The sequence below is a fragment of the Jiangella alba genome, from assembly GCF_900106035.1.
Taxonomy (GTDB): domain Bacteria; phylum Actinomycetota; class Actinomycetes; order Jiangellales; family Jiangellaceae; genus Jiangella; species Jiangella alba.
Map to the genome: position 1 here is coordinate 420,833 of NZ_FNUC01000003.1, position 16,422 is coordinate 437,254.

The 16,422-nt window shown below is 75.1% G+C and carries 17 protein-coding genes and 1 pseudogene; 12 read left to right on the top strand and 6 right to left on the bottom strand.

What is annotated here, in order from left to right:
- Nucleotides 1-80 precede the first annotated feature (80 nt).
- Both BLV02_RS04605 and BLV02_RS04610 read right to left on the bottom strand, forming a co-directional pair.
- Entirely contained in the window at nucleotides 81-296 is a 216-nt protein-coding gene (locus tag BLV02_RS04605) for a hypothetical protein (protein ID WP_069112993.1), read from the bottom strand.
- 52 nt (nucleotides 297-348) lie between these two features.
- Nucleotides 349-894: a methylated-DNA--[protein]-cysteine S-methyltransferase gene (locus BLV02_RS04610; RefSeq protein WP_069112994.1), complete on the bottom strand. Its 546-nt coding sequence runs from the start codon at nucleotides 892-894 to the stop codon at nucleotides 349-351.
- Nucleotides 895-1,056: 162 nt separating this feature from the next.
- On the opposite strand from BLV02_RS04610, the gene BLV02_RS04615 reads away from it, so the two are divergent.
- The 4 genes from BLV02_RS04615 to BLV02_RS04630 are packed head-to-tail and all read left to right on the top strand — an operon-like array spanning nucleotide 1,057 to nucleotide 4,678.
- A complete protein-coding gene (locus BLV02_RS04615) occupies nucleotides 1,057-1,677 on the top strand; it encodes a biotin transporter BioY (protein ID WP_069112995.1) in 621 nt (206 codons plus the stop codon).
- A gap of 12 nt (nucleotides 1,678-1,689) precedes the next feature.
- On the top strand, nucleotides 1,690-2,943 hold the full coding sequence (locus tag BLV02_RS04620; RefSeq protein WP_069112996.1) for an AMP-binding protein: 1,254 nt from the start codon (nucleotides 1,690-1,692) through the stop codon (nucleotides 2,941-2,943).
- Nucleotides 2,940-4,076 carry a thiolase family protein gene (locus BLV02_RS04625; protein ID WP_069112997.1) on the top strand — a complete coding sequence of 379 codons (1,137 nt, stop codon included), beginning with the start codon at nucleotides 2,940-2,942 and terminating at the stop codon, nucleotides 4,074-4,076. The genes BLV02_RS04620 and BLV02_RS04625 overlap by 4 nt, the downstream gene beginning before the upstream one ends.
- A complete protein-coding gene (locus BLV02_RS04630) occupies nucleotides 4,073-4,678 on the top strand; it encodes an energy-coupling factor transporter transmembrane component T family protein (RefSeq protein ID WP_141711701.1) in 606 nt (201 codons plus the stop codon). The genes BLV02_RS04625 and BLV02_RS04630 overlap by 4 nt, the downstream gene beginning before the upstream one ends.
- Before the next feature lie 225 nt (nucleotides 4,679-4,903).
- Here BLV02_RS04630 and BLV02_RS36280 read toward each other — a convergent pair.
- Nucleotides 4,904-5,415 (bottom strand): annotated as a pseudogene (locus BLV02_RS36280) (alkaline phosphatase D family protein); the annotation flags it as partial.
- Nucleotides 5,370-6,707, bottom strand: coding sequence for a CehA/McbA family metallohydrolase (locus tag BLV02_RS35435; protein WP_069113000.1), 1,338 nt, complete (start codon nucleotides 6,705-6,707; stop codon nucleotides 5,370-5,372). The gene BLV02_RS35435 and the pseudogene BLV02_RS36280, both read right to left, overlap by 46 nt.
- A 107-nt stretch (nucleotides 6,708-6,814) precedes the next feature.
- On the opposite strand from BLV02_RS35435, the gene BLV02_RS04650 reads away from it, so the two are divergent.
- The gene (locus BLV02_RS04650; protein ID WP_069113001.1) at nucleotides 6,815-8,143 is read left to right on the top strand and encodes a hypothetical protein; all 1,329 of its coding nucleotides are present in this window, start codon (nucleotides 6,815-6,817) and stop codon (nucleotides 8,141-8,143) included.
- A 95-nt stretch (nucleotides 8,144-8,238) separates the two neighbouring features.
- Nucleotides 8,239-8,664: a hypothetical protein gene (locus BLV02_RS04655; protein WP_069113246.1), complete on the top strand. Its 426-nt coding sequence runs from the start codon at nucleotides 8,239-8,241 to the stop codon at nucleotides 8,662-8,664.
- Nucleotides 8,665-8,736: 72 nt separating this feature from the next.
- Here the strand turns inward: BLV02_RS04655 and BLV02_RS04660 are convergent, their stop codons facing one another.
- Both BLV02_RS04660 and BLV02_RS04665 read right to left on the bottom strand, forming a co-directional pair.
- The gene (locus tag BLV02_RS04660) at nucleotides 8,737-9,492 is read right to left on the bottom strand and encodes a glucose 1-dehydrogenase (protein ID WP_069113247.1); all 756 of its coding nucleotides are present in this window, start codon (nucleotides 9,490-9,492) and stop codon (nucleotides 8,737-8,739) included.
- Nucleotides 9,493-9,536: 44 nt separating this feature from the next.
- Entirely contained in the window at nucleotides 9,537-10,358 is an 822-nt protein-coding gene (locus BLV02_RS04665; RefSeq protein ID WP_069113248.1) for a helix-turn-helix transcriptional regulator, read from the bottom strand.
- A 74-nt stretch (nucleotides 10,359-10,432) separates the two neighbouring features.
- On the opposite strand from BLV02_RS04665, the gene BLV02_RS04670 reads away from it, so the two are divergent.
- The 6 genes from BLV02_RS04670 to BLV02_RS04695 all read left to right on the top strand — a co-directional run bounded on the left by BLV02_RS04670 (nucleotide 10,433) and on the right by BLV02_RS04695 (nucleotide 16,385).
- Nucleotides 10,433-11,212 carry a CPBP family intramembrane glutamic endopeptidase gene (locus tag BLV02_RS04670; RefSeq protein ID WP_425432574.1) on the top strand — a complete coding sequence of 260 codons (780 nt, stop codon included), beginning with the start codon at nucleotides 10,433-10,435 and terminating at the stop codon, nucleotides 11,210-11,212.
- The gene (locus tag BLV02_RS04675) at nucleotides 11,209-11,601 is read left to right on the top strand and encodes a DUF3052 family protein (RefSeq protein WP_069113002.1); all 393 of its coding nucleotides are present in this window, start codon (nucleotides 11,209-11,211) and stop codon (nucleotides 11,599-11,601) included. The genes BLV02_RS04670 and BLV02_RS04675 overlap by 4 nt, the downstream gene beginning before the upstream one ends.
- Before the next feature lie 23 nt (nucleotides 11,602-11,624).
- The gene (locus tag BLV02_RS04680) at nucleotides 11,625-12,698 is read left to right on the top strand and encodes a Kelch repeat-containing protein (RefSeq protein ID WP_141711702.1); all 1,074 of its coding nucleotides are present in this window, start codon (nucleotides 11,625-11,627) and stop codon (nucleotides 12,696-12,698) included.
- Nucleotides 12,699-12,928: 230 nt separating this feature from the next.
- Nucleotides 12,929-14,587: a circularly permuted type 2 ATP-grasp protein gene (locus BLV02_RS04685; RefSeq protein WP_069113004.1), complete on the top strand. Its 1,659-nt coding sequence runs from the start codon at nucleotides 12,929-12,931 to the stop codon at nucleotides 14,585-14,587.
- Nucleotides 14,581-15,522 (top strand): alpha-E domain-containing protein, encoded by a 942-nt coding sequence (locus BLV02_RS04690; RefSeq protein ID WP_069113005.1) that lies wholly within the window; start codon nucleotides 14,581-14,583, stop codon nucleotides 15,520-15,522. The genes BLV02_RS04685 and BLV02_RS04690 overlap by 7 nt, the downstream gene beginning before the upstream one ends.
- Entirely contained in the window at nucleotides 15,519-16,385 is an 867-nt protein-coding gene (locus BLV02_RS04695; protein WP_069113006.1) for a transglutaminase family protein, read from the top strand. The genes BLV02_RS04690 and BLV02_RS04695 overlap by 4 nt, the downstream gene beginning before the upstream one ends.
- Nucleotides 16,386-16,422: the final 37 nt, after the last annotated feature.

Genomic DNA, 16,422 nt, shown 5'->3' on the forward strand with positions numbered 1-16,422 from the left:
GACGCTTCTCCGTCACGTTGCTGATGGTCGGCGGGCCGTCGGGGTGCGGTGAGGCGGGCGGGGTGCGGGGCGATGGCGGGTCAGCGGCGTTCGTTGCCGTGCTTGTAGTTGCCGGTCGCCTTGGCCAGCAGGAGCTGCCGTTCGCGTTCGTCGGCGGCGCGGTCGAGAGCGGCGGTGAGGCGGTCGGCGGAACGTCCGCCGATGGTCGCGACGACCCGGCCACCGCGGCTGACGCGGACGGGGCCGGCCTTCGTCACTTGGTAGTCGTAGGGGTCGTCGTCGAGGGCGTCGGTCATCGGGCCACCGTACGGCGTGGCGCTTGCGTCGCGCTGAACGCGTCGGCGCAGGTCAGGTCGTGAGGCCGTCGGGGCTCCAGTCGAACGTGGGCGGCAGCACTCCTTCGAGCGTGAGCAGCCAGCGCTTCACCTCGAGCCCGTTGCCGCCGGACCCGCCGCTGTAGCCGCCCAGCCCGTCGCTGGCCAGCACGCGGTGGCAGGGGACGACGATGGGCAGCGGGTTGGCGCCCATGATGCCGCCGATGGCGCGGGCCGGCACCCCGGTGCCGCTGCGCTCGGCCAGCCCGCCGTAGGTGACGGACGTGCCGTAGCCGACGGTCTCGTGCAGCGTGCGCAGCACCACCGCCGACGCCGACCCGGGGACGTGGCGCCAGTCGATGACGACGTCGAAGGTGCGCCGCCGCCCGGCGAAGTACTCGCCGAGCTGGGCGAGGACGGGCGCCAGCCGGGCGGGGTCGTCGGCCACCGGGAGCCGTCCGGACCCCGGGCGGCGGCCCCAGCCGACCGCGGCGAGACCGTCGCGGGTGACGGCCACGCTGATGTGGCCGACGGGGGTGTCGAGCCCGCCGACCGCCACGTCATCGCTCACGCCGTCCATTCTGCCCGCACCCACCGACAGGGTCGCGGTTGTGGAGGCCCACCAACCCGGAGCCGCAGGGCTGGTGCGAATTGCCGACTATGTGCCGGGGCCGGTCGTCGGCCAGAGTGGAGGGACATCGCCGCGGGTCCCCGCGGCGTACGCACGTCGGAGGAGCACTCCATGGCAGGAAGGTCGCGGCTGCCGGCCTCCGATCTCGCACGGATCGCCGCGTTCGCCGCGCTGACCGCCGTCCTCGGGCTGCCGGGGTCGTTCCACCTGTTCGGCAACGCCGTCCCGGTCACCCTGCAGTCGATGGGGCCGCTGCTGGCCGGCGCGATCCTCGGCGCGAGACGGGGCGCGCTGTCGCAGCTGCTGTTGCTCGCGCTGGTCGCGGCCGGGTTGCCGCTGCTGGCCGGCGGACGCGGCGGGCTGGGCGTGTTCGCCGGGCCGTCGGTGGGCTACCTCGCCGGGTTCGTGGTGTCGGCGTTCGTGGTCGGGCTGATCGTGGAGCGGTCCGGGCGCCGCCCGGGGATGCACTGGGTGCTGGTCGCCACCCTGCTGGGTGCGGCGACGACGCTGGCCATCGGCATCCCGGTCCAGTCGGCGGTCACGGGGGTGCCGCTGACGGAGACGTTCCAGCTGTCGCTGGCGTTCGTCCCGGGCGACGCCGCCAAGGCGGTGTTCGCGGCGCTGGTCGCGTCGGGGGCGCAACGGGCCTACCCGGACGCCGCGCCGGCCGCCCGCCGCGAGCGGGTCGAGGGCCGCACCGGGGGCGACGACACCGGCTCCGGCCGGGCCTGAGACGCTGCGTCGATGCCGGTCTTCCGCGAGGTCTTGGCACACGCAGCCGCCACACCGCACCGCGCCGCCGTCCGCTACGGCGACACGACGCGCAGTTACGCCCAGCTGGCGAGGGACGCCGAGCGGGCCCGCCCGGACGTCAAGCCGGGCACGCTGGTCCCGCTGCCGGACGGCGACCCGGTCGCGCAGCTCACCGGGCTGCTGGCGGCCGACGCCGCCGGGGCGGTGCCGCTGGCCTGCGACCCGTCCTGGCGGCCCGAGCACCGGAGGGCGCTGCTCGAGCCGCTGCCGGACGTCGTCGACGAGGCGGGGGCGCACGACCTCGCCTGGGCCGGGTTCACCTCCGGCAGCACGGGACGGCCGCGGGTGGTGGTCCGGTCGCGGTCGTCGTGGACCGGGTCGTTCACCGCGACCAGCCGGCTCACCGGGGTCACCGCCGACGACACCGTGCTGGTGCCGGGCGCGCTGTCGTGGTCGCTGACGGCGTTCGCGGCGGCGCACGCGCTGGCGGCCGGCGCGACGGTGCGGCTGACGGGCGACTGGTCGGAGCCGTCGCTGCGGGCGGCGCTGCCGTCGTGCGACGTCGTCCACCTGGTGCCGCACCGGCTGGCGGCGGTGCTCGACGCCCGGCCGGAGCGGCTGCGGACGGCGGTCGTGGGCGGCGCCGCGCTGGGCACGGCGCTGCGCGGCCGGGCGGCGGACGCGGGCATCGGCGTCGTCGCCTACTACGGCGCCACCGAGCTGTCCTTCGTCGCCGCCGACCCGGACGGCGCCGGGCTGCGGCCGTTCGACCGGGTCGAGATCGAGCTGCGGGCGGGCGAGGTGTGGGTGCGCTCGCCCTGGCTGGCGCACGGCTACCTGGGCGACGGCGGTCCGCTGCGCCGCGACGGCGACGGGTGGGCGACGGTCGGCGACCTCGCCGAGCCCGGCGAGCCGCTGGTGCTGCGCGGACGCGGCGACGGCGCGATCCTCACCGGCGGCGCGACCGTCGTGCCGGAGGACGTCGAGGCGGTGCTGGCCGCCGTCCCGGGGGTGGCCGGCGTCGTGGTCGTCGGCGTGCCGCACCCGGGCCTGGGTCAGGTGGTCGCCGCCGTCGTGCAGGGCGACGGGGTGCGGCGGGCCACGCTGGAGGCGGCCGCGCGCGCCGGGCTGGCGCCGAGCCAGCGGCCGCGACGCTGGTCGGCCGTCGACGAGCTGCCCCGGACGTCGTCAGGCAAGCCGGCCCGCGCGCTGGTCGCCGACCTGCCCACCCGGCCGCTGCGGTGAGCGCGCCGGTCGTCGTCGCGGCGCGGCGCACGCCCATCGGGACCGCCGGCAAGGCACTGCGCGAGCTGACTGTCGACCAGTTGGCCGCGCCGGTGCTGTCGGCGGTCGTCGACGACGTGTGGCCGCTCACCGCGATGCGTCCGGTCGACGACGTCGTGCTCGGCAACTGCATGGGCCCGGGCGGGAACGTCGCGCGGGTCGCGGCGCTGGCCGCCGGGTTCGACGTCGCCGTGCCGGGCGTCACCGTCGACCGTCAGTGCGGCAGCGGGCTGGCCGCGATCCTGCAGGCCGGGCAGGCGATCCGGTCCGGCGAGGCGCGGCTGGTGCTGGCCGGCGGCGCCGAGAGCGCGTCGACGGCGCCGCGGCGGATCGGCGCGGCCGGGCCGTACGACCGCGCCCCGTTCACCCCGCCCGAGTTCGGCGACCCGGACATGGGCCCCGCAGCCGACGACCTCGCCCGCCGCCGCGGCGTCACCCGCGGCCGGCAGGACGCCTACGCCGCCGCCAGCCACCGCAAGGCGCTGCTCGCCCGCGACGACGGGCGGTTCGACGCCGAACTGGTGCCGGTCGGCGGGCTGGTCCGCGACGACCGCCCCCGGCCGCTCGACCCCGCCGTCCTGGCCCGGATGCCGCCAGCGTTCGTCCCGCGCGGCACCGTCACCGCCGGCAACTCGTGCGCCAACAGCGACGGCGCCGCCGTCGTCGCCCTGACCGGTGACGACCTGCGAGCCGGACGGCCGGGGCTGCGGCTGGTGGCCGGCGCCGTCGTCGGCTGCGACCCGCGGCTGCCCGGTTGGGGGCCGGTGCCGGCGGTGCACCGCGTGCTGGCGTCCGCGCGGGTGGCGCTGGGCGACGTCGCCGCCGTCGAGATCGTCGAGGCGTTCGCCGGCCAGGTGCTCGCGGTGACCGACGCGCTCGGGCTGGACCCGCTGGCGCGCGACGCGGGCCTCGTCTGCGCCGACGGTGGCGCGCTGGCCCTGGGACACCCGTGGGGCGCGTCGGGCGCCGTCGTCGTGGTGCGGCTGTTCGCGCGGCTGGTCCGGGGCGGCGCGCCGGCGGGGACGCTCGGCCTCGCGACCGCGGCGATCGGCGGCGGGATGGGCGTGGCCGGGCTGTTCGAGGTGGTCCGGTGACGCTGCTGACCGGCGCGTACGTGGCGGGGACGTCGCCGGTGCACCGGGCGCCGGCCGGGCTGAAGCTGGCGCTGCTGGCGGTGGGCTGCACGGCGCTGGTGTTCGCGCGGTCGCTGCCGCTGGTCGGGCTGGCCGCCGTCGTCGTGGTGGGGTTGTACGCGCTGGCGCGGATCGGCGTCCGGGCCGCGTGGGGACAGCTGCGGCCGCTGCGCTGGCTGGTGGTCGTGCTGCTGGTGGTGCAGGTCCTGATCGCGGACCTGCCGACGGCGGTCGCGCTGACGGGCCGGCTGGTGCTCGCGGTCGCGCTGGCCGCGCTGGTGACGTTGACGACGCGGACGACGGCCCTCATGGCCGCGCTGGAACGAGGGCTGCGGCCGCTGCGCCGGTTCGGCGTCGACCCGGCCCGCGTCTCGCTGCTGATGTCGCTGGCTCTGCGCAGCGTCCCGGTCGTCGCCGGGATCGCCGGGCGCATCCGCGAGGCTCGCTGGGCCCGCGGCCGCGAGCGCAGCGTCCGCGCGTTCGCCGTACCCCTCGTCGTCGGCGTGCTGCGGCACGCCGACGCGATGGGTGAGGCGCTGCAGGCTCGCGGCCTGGAGGACTAGGACGCGGTCAGGCCGCACGTCGGGGACCCGGCCGGCCCGTCGTCGGCTGGGAGTACTGTTCCGGCGCGGTGACCTCAGCGCCAACTGTTGGCACGGGTGTCACCCCGCCGCACACCACCACCCCAGGGGGACCCGCAGCTGATCTGCACCGCCGAGGGCATGCCCACCATCTGGGGTCATCCAGGCGGAGACCTCGGCGATGCCCGGCACACCTGCCTCGACGGCGCCGACGGTGGCCGAGCCGGGGTCGTCGAAGTTCGCCTTGAGGTCCGCGGCCACGCTGCGGTGGTCCCAGGTGTCCATGCCGAATGCCTGCACCGGGCCCGGCTCGTGGTCGGCCTGCATCATGAAGATCTGGTTCGCCATCACCTTCCACGTCGCCCGCCGGCCGTCGCCGCAGGCCTGGTCGTCGCGTACTGGCGGGTGTCGACGACGTTGAAGTCGGCCAGCGTGCCGTAGCGCAGCCGCCGGTACAGCTGGAGGTCCGGGCGGGCCCGGAAGACCTCGCCGCCCACGCCGCCGCCGTCGTAGATGTAGTCGCCCAACTGCACCACGAGATCGACGTCCTCGTCGGCGAGGCGGTAGGCGGTGAAGTAGCCGTCGGCGTAGTTCTGGCAGCTGGCGTAGGCGAAGCGGACCTGGTCCGGGCTGGTGTCGGCTGCCGGCGCCGTGCGGGTGCGTCCGACGGGGCTCAGCTCGCTGCCGGCGCGGAACCGGTACCAGTAGTCGCGGCCCGGGCGGGGTCGAGCCACCAGGGGCTGGAGTAGGCGACCCCGAAGTCGTTGCAGGGGTGGCCGTCCGGGCCGGGGGTCGCGTTGGGCCGGGACGGGTCCGAGACGCGCAGCACGACCCAGTCGCCGTCGTCGGTGTCGAGGGGGACGGTGAAGCGGGTGACGCGGCCGGCGGCGGCCTCGACGACGTCGGCGACGAGCGGGACGTCGCTGCCGGGGCGGAGGACCTGGACGTCGAGCCGGCGGCCGGACCAGTCGGCGCCGCGGTCGAGGTCGACGGCGAAGTGGACGTCGCCGCGGGCGCGCCGGATCGAGCCGCCCATCGGCACGCCGTCGGCCGTGGCGTCGAGGCGCAGGCCGGAGACGCAGGTGGCGAAGAACCGCCGCTCCGTCATCGCCTGGAACACCGCCTCGCGGGTGTTCTCGGTGACCCACATGCCGGTGCGGCCCTTGCCCTCCGGGTAGCCCCAGTCGGTGCCGTGCTCGTCGGTGACGCCGGACAGCCCGGGCCGCCAGCCGGCGTTCAGGCAGGTCACCAGCGGTGAGCTGACGCCCTTGGCCCAGCCCTCGAAGAGGTAGTCGTCGTACCGGTTGAACATCTCCAGGCTGACCAGCTGGTCGTGCGCCGCCGGCTCGTACCGGAAGTCGTTGAACCGGCCCGGCTCGCGGCCCGGGTGGTTGAACCCGGCCAGCCCGTCGGCGCCGCCGTCGCCGAGGCCGAGGAAGCCGTCCTCGCGGGTCAGCCAGCGGTAGAAGCCGCCCATCAGCGTGGCGTCGAGCACGTCGGTGTAGGCGTCGGTGAACCACACGTTGACGTGGCCGAGCAGCGGGTTCGTCCACTCGAAGCCGCGGATGGCGGTGAACACGCCCGGCTCGTCGGCGGCGTCGGCGAGGTCGCGGGTGCGGCGCCAGCCGCTGCGGCTCAGCCCGGTGATGCGGTTGACGCCGTCGGGCAGCAGCGGGTCGAGGATGCTCAGCACGCCGTCGGACAGCGTCGCGTGGTCGGTGAGCGCCGCGACGTCGAGGCCGGCCGAGCGCATGGACTCGTAGGCCAGCGCGGGGTCGCCGGCGCCGTCGGAGAGCATGGTGTGGTTGTGGAGGTCGGCGTGGACGAGCGTGCGGCCGCGGGTGAGCCGGGACGCGCGGGCGGCGCCCGGCTGGCCGGTCGCGGTGCGGGTGACGGCGTCGGCGTCGGCATCGGCGCCCGCGGCGGCCACGATCAGGCCGCCGGCCCCGGCGAGCATGCCGCGGCGGCCCGGCCCGGTGGCGTGCTGGTGCTCGTGCTCCGAGTCGCTCATGGCTGCGTTCCCAACCCTCCGTCGTCACCAGCAGGGAAGCCGAGGTGTGCGACGTCGGAACACCGGGCCCTCCCGCCACCCTAGCCCGGAGCCGTTAGCCTCCTCTCGTGCTGGTGTTGGCGGTCGCGGCGTTCGCCGTCGCATGGTGGCTGGGGCTGTACCTCGCCGGCCGCGACCCCGCCGACCCCGCGATGCGCCGCGCCGGGCTGGGCCTGGTGTCGTACGCGCTCGCCCTGGCGACGGCGCCGTTCGACGGCTCCGTCGTCGACGCGTTCGGGTACGTGTTCGCCGGGCTGCCGGCGCTGATCTGGACCGGCGTGCTGCTCGCGCTGCTGCCCGACGGCGCGCCGTGGCGGGCGCCGGCCGAGCGGGCCTGGCGGTTCGTCGTGCTGCCGCTGGGCCTGGTCGAACTGGTGGCGGCCGCGGTCGCCGGCGGCGGCTGGGAGCCGGTGACGGCGGTGCTGGTGCTGCTGCCGCTGGGGGCGGCGCTCTGGCTGGTGCTGCGCGCGCGGACCGGCCCGCTGGAGCTGCGTCAGGGCGTCGTCGTGCTGGCGACGCTGCTGTTCGGGCTCGGCGCGGTGGCGGTGCTGGTGCCGATGGGCGGGCTGCCCGACTGGCTGGTGCTCGCGGCGGTCGGGGTGGACCTCGTCGTGCTCGGCGTCGTCGTCGCGGTGACGAACGCGCTGGAGTCGGGCGAGGCGCTCGGCGCGGACCTGCGCCGATCCGCCGTCGGGGCGCTGCTCGCGGCCGTGGTGTTCGGCGGGCAGGTCGGGCTGGTCACGCTGGCGTCGGGCGACGGTCCGGGCGACGTGGACGACGCGCTGCGGGCGCTCGCCTTCGGCGTCGTCGGCGCCGCGATCGCCGTCGTGACGCTGGCCAGCGCCGTCCAGGCGGCCGTCGACCGGCTGGCGTTCGCGGGGACGCCGGCGCTGCGGGCGTCGCGGACCGAGCTGCGCGACGCCTCCGACGCGCTGCCCCGCCGCGACGCGCACCACCACCTCGACGACCTCGACGACGACGCGTTCGTCCGGCTGGTCCGCGACGCGCTGCGCAACTACGGCGACCTCGGCAAGCTGGTGTCCAGCCCGCTGCTCGCCCTCCCCGCGGTCGACGCCCGCCTGGGCGACCGGCACGCGCACGCCCTGGACCGCGCGACCGAGCTGAAGGCGCTGCTGCTGGAGAGCATCGAGCGGCTGCGCCCCCGCGACGCCGACTTCGGCACCAGCGAGGAGTGGCGGTACTTCAACGCGCTCTACTTCCCGTACGTCGCCGGCATCCGCCCGTACCGCCGCCAGCCCGACCTCAGCGGCCTCGACGACACGTCGCGGCGCGCGTTCGACTGGCTGCGCCGCTACGTCCCCGAACGGACGCTCTACAACTGGCAGAACGCCGCCGCCCGCGTCGTCGCGCACGATCTGCGCACCCGGACCGGCTGAACTGGCAGTACTTGGCAGTGCCGGGTCTGTGCTTGGCAGTGCCGTCCGGGCGACGGTCGTGGTGTCCGAACGACATCACGAAGGAGCTGGTCACCATGGCCGCAGGCACCGCCGCTCGTACCCCCGCCGTCGCCCGCATCCGGGACACGCCGCTGCTGCGCTGGGCCCTGGAACTGGACGGCATCACCATCGCGCTGAACGGCCTGGTGTACCTGCTCGCGGCGGGTTGGGTGGGCGGCCAGCTGGGGCTGCCGACGTCGCTGCTGTACGCGGCGGGCGCGTTCCTGGTCGTCATGGGGCCGATCGTCTTCGCCGTGTCGCTGCGGCGGGAGGCGCCGGTGCTGTGGGTGGGCGCGATCATCGTCCTCAACGCGGTCTGGGCGATCGACAGCGTCATCGTCGTCGCGGCCGGCTGGTTCGACCTGACCACCGCCGGGACGGTGTGGATCCTGCTGCAGGCCGCGGTCGTCGTCGTCTTCGCCGAGCTGGAGTGGGTGGGCCTGAAGCGGGCCCGCCGCTGACGCCGTCACCCCTCGAGGCCCCCGGCCCCGGCGCGTGTGAGCCCGCGCCGGGGCCGGTCCACGCCCGGCCGCCTACGAGACGACGGTGACCAGGCCGCCGTCGACGACGAGGTCCTGGCCGTTGACGTAGGACGCGTCGTCGGAGGCGAGGAACGCCACCGCCGCGGCCACCTCGTCGGCGCGGCCGACGCGGCCGGCGGCGATCCGGCCGACGACCTCGGCCTGCGCCTCGGCGCTGACGTTGTCGTGGAACATCGGCGTCTCGATGTAGCCCGGGCTCACGGAGTTGACGCGGACGCCCCGGGGCGCCAGCTCGGCGGCGAATGTCTGCGTCAGGCTGTGCACCGCTGCCTTGGTGGCCGCGTAGACACCGGCGCCGGGCAGGCCGCGGTGCCGCGTCCACGAGGCGTTGATCACGATCGACGCCCGCTCGGACAGCAGCGGAGCCGTCGTCTGGACCGAGAAGAACACCCCCTTGAGGTTGATGCCGACGACGCGGTCGAACTCGGCCTCGGTGGCGTCGGCGGCCGGCTGGAACGTGGCCACGCCCGCGTTGGCGAAGAGCACGTCGAGCCGGCCGTGCCGGTCGCCGATCGCGTCCGCCAGCACGGCGAGGTCGGCGCGGCTCGCGACGTCGGCGCGCACCGCGAGCACCCGCCGCGAGCCGCCGAGGTCGTCGAGCGCGGCGTCGAGCCGGCTCTGGTCGCGGCCGGTGATGACCACGTGAGCGCCCTCGGCGAGGAACCGGCGCGCGGTGGCCAGACCCATGCCGCTGGTGCCGCCGGTGACGAGGGCGATCCTGCCGTCGAATCGGGAGTGCTGCGTCATGTCACCCAGCGTCGTGGCCACGGCGGGCCGCGACCAGTGCGCAGCTATCCGGGGTCCGGCACCACCAGGCTGCCGGCCCGCGGGTGGTACAGCTCGAGGTACCAGTGCGGGTGGTCGGTCACGGCCAGGGTCGTCAGGTCGAAGAACAGGTCGCCGGCCTCGGGATGGCGCACCGCCTTCACCGCCTGGAGGGGGACGCCCACGTCGTGCCGGGCCCACAGTTCGGTGAACTCGGGGCTGACGGCGCTGAGGTCGCCGATCAGCCGGGCGAACTCCGGGTCGCCGGGAGCGCGGGCCGCGTCGGCCCGGAAGGCCGCCACGACCGACTGCGCGACCGACGCCCAGTGCACGTGCAGGTCGCGGTAGCGGGCACTGGTGAAGAACGTGACGAGGCAGTTGTGGCCGGTGTCGTCGTAGCCGAGGAGCGCCCGGGCGGCGTCGTTGACCGCCAGCTGGTTCCAGTACCGGTCGCGCAGCAACGCCGGCCGTGGCGCCCACGCGTCGAGCAGTTGCCGCAGCTCGGGCGGGACCGCGGTGTCGCGGCTCGCGCCGGACGGCGGCGGATTGAGACCGGCCAGCAGGTACAGGTGGGCACGCTCGGGATCGGTCAGCCGCAGCGCGCGGCCGATGGCGTCGAGTACCTCGGCGGAGACGTTGATGTCGCGGCCCTGCTCGAGCCAGGTGTACCAGGAGACCCCTACGCCGGCCAGCACGGCGACCTCCTCGCGCCGCAGCCCCGGAGTGCGGCGTCGGCCCGCCGCGACCAGACCGACGTCGCCGGGCGTGAGCCTGGCCCGGCGCGTGCGCAGGAAGTCGCGCAACTGGTCACGGCGGTTGTGCGTCACCGCCGAGGACTCGCTGGACATGGTCTCCACGGTAGGCCCGGCCGCGTCCGCGAGTTAAGGCCACACTCAGGGAACGCCGCTACGCTCGAACGGTGGTGACCCAGGACCTGCCCGCTGCGGGCGTCGAGACGACGTCCAGGCGGCGGCTGACCGCGGAGATCTGGATCGTGCTCGGGCTGTCGCTCGGGCAGTCCGCCGTCTACGCCGTCGTCAGCCTCATCGCGCGGCTGACCCGGCCGGAGCGGCTGAGCGAGCAGACCGCCACGCTGAACGCGTCCCGCAGCGTGCGCGAGTACCTCGACCTCACCTACCAGCTGCTGTCCATCGGGTTCGCGCTGGTGCCGGTCGCGCTGGCGCTCTACCTGTTGTCCGGACCGGGCCGGTCGGCGCTGAAGCGCATCGGCTTCGACCTCGCTCAGCCGCGCCGCGACCTGCTGTTCGGCGCCGGGCTGTCGGCCGTCATCGGGCTGCCGGGGCTGGGCATCTACTTCCTCGGGCACGCCCTGGACATGAACGTGTCGATCCAGGCGAGCACGCTGAACGCATACTGGTGGACGGTGCCGGTGCTGGTGCTCTCGGCGCTGCAGAACGCGGTGGTCGAGGAGGTCATCGTCGTCGGGTTCCTGATGACGCGGCTCAAGCAGCTGGGCTGGGAGCTGCCGGCGATCATCGCGACGAGCGCGGTGCTGCGCGGCTCGTACCACCTGTACCAGGGGTACGGCATGGCCATCGGGAACATGCTGATGGGCGTCGTGTTCGGGTACTTCTACCACCGGACGAGACGGGTGATGCCGCTGGTGGTGGCGCACTCGATCCTCGACATCGTCTCGTTCGTCGGGTACGACCTGTTCGCCGACGAACTGGGGTTGCCGTGACGACCGGGTACTCGGGCACGCCGCTGGTGCGCAAGCTCGGCATCGAGCCGGGGCACCGCGTCCTCTTCGACGGCGCGCCCGGCGGGTTCGCGCTCGACGGCGTCCGGCCCGACCACCACCCGGGACCCGGCCCGTACGACGTCGTGCTCACGTTCGTCCGCGACCGCGCCACGCTCGACCGCGACCTCCCCGCCCACCAGGACCGCATCGAGCGCGCCGGCATGGTGTGGGTGGCCTGGCCGAAGCGGGCCAGCAAGGTCCCCACGGACATGACGGAGGACGTCGTGCGCGAGGTGGCGCTGCCGCTCGGCCTGGTCGACGTCAAGGTGTGCGCCATCGACGCGGTGTGGTCCGGCCTGAAGCTGGTGATCCGCAAGGAGAACCGCTGACGCCGTCACCACGTCCAACCAGCATGAAGGGGGCACTTCTGGTGGCCGCGGCGGGGCTGGCCCTGCTGGCGGCGGGATGTGGTGAGACGGCGGGCGGCCCGGGTGCGGACGGCGAGCCGATTCGCGACGGTGACGGCGGGGCGTGGCGGCCGGTCGCGCAGTCGCCGCTGACGCCGCGTGAGGCGCCGCTGACGGTCGCCGTCGGCGGGAGGATCCTGGTCGCCGGCGGCAGCGACGGCCCGCCCTGCCCGCCGAACGCCGACTGCGTCGCACCGCCGCCACCGCTGCGCGACGGCGCGCTGTACGACCCGGCGGCCGACGCGTGGACGCCCATCGCCGACGCCCCGGCGCCGGTCGGAGGGGGCGTGGACACGTCGGTGGTCATCGGCGACACCGTCTACGTGACCACCGTGATCTTCGACGAGGACGGCACGACCACGACGTTCCAGTCGTACGACGCGGCCGCGGACGCCTGGGCCGAGCTGACCCCGCCCGACGACAGCGAATTCCGCGCCCTGACGGCGGTCGGCGGCCGGGTCGTCGCCTACCGCGGCTCGCACGAGGACTACGACGGAGGGACGCTGGCGCCGCTGGACCCGCTGCCGCCCGACCTCGGCTACGATCCCGCCACGGACACCTGGGCGCCGCTGCCGGCCGATCCGCTCGGCCCGTCCTACGACCGCCGCCTCGTCGGCATCGGCGGCGGCGAGACGAACCCGTGGGGCCGTGAGATCCCGTACGGCGGCGTCCTCGATCCCGCCACCGGGACGTGGTCGACGCTGCCCGAGCGGGCGCATCGCGATCCCCTCGACGGGTTCATGATCCCGGTCGGCGACCTCACCGGCGAGCGGACCATCGTCTCGGGCGCCTGGGCCCTCGACGTCCCCACCGGGACGTGGGCGCGGCTGCCGGACCTCCCGGTCGAGGGCCACGTCCAGGGCCGGTCGGCCGCCTTCGCCGACACCCCCGACGGCGGCCTGGTCCTCCTCTGGGGCGGCTCGCACTGGCCGGACGCCGACGCCATGGGCATGGGCGACGTGGGCGACGGCGAGCTGATCGCCGACGGATGGGTGTGGACCATCCCCGCGCCGGACTGACGTGGGGGACGGCCGGGTGTCGCGCGGCCTGTTGCCGCACGCTCTGTTGTCGCACGGTCTGCCGGTGCGCGTTGTCGGTGCGCGCCGATAGGTTCGGCCCACCCGGCCGGGAGGGGTGCGGCCGCCACCGACGTTCACCAGCGGCGAGGTGCTGGGCGACCCGACGCCGCGCTGCGGACGGGCCGTTGGTGTCTTGTCCCCGAAACATCGCCGTCCTACGCTGCCGAGGTATGACGGACATGCTGGCCGGATACCGATTCGGGGCGGCATGGGACGAGGTCTACACGTCCGGTGGCGCGCCGCGGCCCACGTACGGCGGCCTGCACGAGGCGCTGACCGCGGCCGGCCCCGAGGTGTTGTCGAACCTCGCCGCGTTCCTCGGCACGGTCTTCCGCGACCAGGGCATCACGTTCGACCACGAGGGCGTGGAGCGGCCGTTCCCGCTGGACATCGTCCCGCGCATCATCACCGCCGCCGAGTGGGACGCTGTGGAGCGGGGGGTCGCCCAGCGGGTCCGCGCGCTGGAGGCGTTCCTCGACGACGTGTACGGGTCGGGGCTGGTGTTCCGCGACGGCGTGGTGCCGCGGCAGGTGGTGGTGTCGTCGCAGCACTTCCACCGGCAGGCGTTCGGCATCCGGCCGCCGAACGGGGTGCGGGTGCACGTGTCCGGCATCGACCTCGTCCGCGACGAGCAGGGCGAGTTCCGCGTCCTCGAGGACAACCTGCGCACGCCGTCCGGGGTGTCGTACGTCGTCGAGAACCGGCGGGCGCTGGCGCGGGTGCTGCCCGACCTGTTCGCCGGGCACCTGGTGCGCCCGGTCGCCGGCTACCCGGCCCGGCTACTGGCGGCGCTGCGTGCGGCCGCGCCGCCCGGCGTCGAGGACCCGACGATCGTCGTGCTGACGCCCGGTGTCTACAACGCCGCCTACTCCGAGCACACGCTGCTGGCCCGGCAGATGGGCGTGCAGTTGGTCGAGGGCCGCGACCTCTCCGTCGTCGGCAACGAGGTGCGCATCCGGACGACGCGCGGGCACCAGCGGGTCGACGTCATCTACCGGCGGGTCGACGACGACTTCCTCGACCCCGTGCAGTTCCGCGCCGACTCCATGGTCGGCAGCCCCGGCCTGCTCAACGCCGCCCGGGCCGGCAACGTGACGCTGGCCAACGCGGTCGGCAACGGCGTCGCCGACGACAAGCTCATCTACACCTACGTGCCCGACCTCATCCGGTACTACCTCAGCGAGGAGCCGGTGCTGCGCAACGTCGAGACCTGGCGGCTGGACACGCCGGAGAACATCGCGCAGGTGCTGTCGAACCTCGGCGACCTCGTGCTCAAGCCGGTCGACGGGTCCGGTGGCAAGGGCATCGTCATCGGGCCGCAGGCGACGGACGACGAGCTGGCGGCGCTGCGCGCGGCGGTCGAGGCGAACCCGCGCGGCTACGTCGCGCAGCGGCCGGTCCGGCTGTCGACGGTGCCGACGCTGATCGGCGACCAGCTCGCGCCCCGTCACGTCGACCTGCGTCCGTTCGCCGTCAACGACGGCCGCGAGGTGTGGGTGCTGCCCGGCGGCCTGACCCGGGTCGCGCTGCCCGAGGGCAGCCTGATCGTCAATTCCAGCCAGGGCGGCGGCTCGAAGGACACCTGGGTGCTGGCGTCGCCCGCCGGCCCCGCCGAACCGGTCGCCGGGGCGACGAGCGAGACCAGCGCCGTCCTCGCCGGGTCCGGGCTCACCGAGCCCGAGGCCGACCTCCCCGCCGGCGCCGGCGCGCCCGGCCTGGGCGACCACGTCGACGGACGCCGCCCGCTCGCCGTCCCGCCCGACCTCGGCCCGTCCGAACCACCCCGTGAGCAGCAGCAACAGCAACAACAGGGGAGGGGCGCATGCTGAGCCGCATCGCGGAGTCGCTGTACTGGATCGGCCGCTACCTGGAGCGGGCCGACGCGAAGGCGCGCGTCCTCGACGTCCACCTGACCCGCATCCAGGACGAGCCGGGCACCGACCAGGAGCGGCAGCTGCGCACGCTGCTCGCCGCGATGGGCGTCGACCCCGGCGACGGCCCGGTGACGCCGTCGTCGGTGGTGGGGCTGCTGGCCTTCGACCAGGAGTCGCCGGCGTCGATCACGGCGGCTCTGACGGCGGCCCGCGAGAACGCCCGCGGCGCCCGCGAGATCCTCTCCAGCGAGCTGTGGGAGGCGCTCAACGTCACCTGGCACGGCCTCGCCGAACGCCGCATGGCCGCGGCGGTGCTCGGGCCGCAGGTGTTCTGCCACTACGTCCGCGAGCGCACCGCCATGACCACCGGGCTGATCTCCACGACGATGGTCCGCGACGACGGCTGGCGGTTCCTGTCGCTCGGGGTCGCGCTGGAGCGCATCGACATGGCCGCGCGCATGCTGTCGACCCCGGCGCTGGCCGAGGGCCGCCCGTCGGTGCTGGCCGGGCTGCTGCGCAGCGTCGGCGGCCACGACACCTTCGTCCGCGTCTACCAGGGCGCGGTGTCGCCGGCCAACGTCGCGGAGTTCCTGCTGCGCGACCAGCTGTCGCCGCGGTCGGTGGCGTTCTCGCTGGCCGCCGCCGAGTCGCTGCTGCGCGAGCTCGATCCTGGGCTCGACGACCGCCTCGGCGTGGCCGACGGCGCCCGGCGCGCGCTCGGGCGCATGCGGCTGGCGCTGGAGTTCCGCTCGTCGGCTGAGCTGCTGGACGACCTCCCCAGCCTCATCGAGTCGCTGCTGCGGCTCACCTCGCGCACGTCCGACGAGGTCACCAGCCGCTACTTCGGCAAGTCGCTGCTGGTGCGCTGGGCCGAGGAGGTGGCGCTGTGACGGCTGGCGGCGGCGCGGCGGGCGGCTGGCTGCTGTCGGTGCGCCACCACACCGGCTACCGGTACGCCGCCCCGGTGTCGTTGTCGTACAACGAGGCCAGGGTGACGCCGCGCAGCGACCCCCGCCAGCGGGTGCTCGACGCGACGGTCGAGGTCAGCCCGGCGGCGTCGCTGTACCGCTACGTCGACTACTTCGGCTCGGTCGTCACGGCGTTCGACGTGCACGCCGCGCACTCGGAGCTGACGGTGACGGCGAGCTGCGTCGTCGAGACGGCGCCCGCGGGCGAGGCCGCGGAGCCTGAGCCGTGGTCCGTCCTCGCCGACGACGACACCGTCGACGAGCTGGGCGAATACCTCACCCAGACGCGGCGCACGACGCCGGACGACGAGCTGCTGGGGGTGGCCGGGCAGGTGCGGGCCGCCGCCACGCCCGACGACGGCGCGCGGCTGGCGGCCGGCTGGACGCACGGCCGGCTGGCCTACGTCACTGGGTCCACCAGCGTGCACACCAACGCCGTCGAGGCGCTCGCCGAGGGCCGCGGCGTCTGCCAGGACTTCGCGCACGTGACGATCGCGCTGCTGCGCTCGGCCGGGGTGCCGGCGCGGTACGTGTCCGGCTACCTGCATCCGCGCTCCGGCGCCGCCGTCGGCGAGACCGTCACCGGCGAGAGCCACGCCTGGGTGGAGTGGTGGGCGGGCGGGTGGCGGTCGTACGACCCGACCAACGACGCCGTCCCCGGGCCCGGCCACGTGGTGGTGGCCCGCGGCCGCGACTACGACGACGTCACCCCGTTGCGCGGCATCTACCACGGCGGCGACAGCCAGTCCCTCGGCGTGACGGTCGAGGTGACGCGGCTGCGCTGACCCGGCGGCGGTGGCAGACTCCGTGGATGGACGTCGT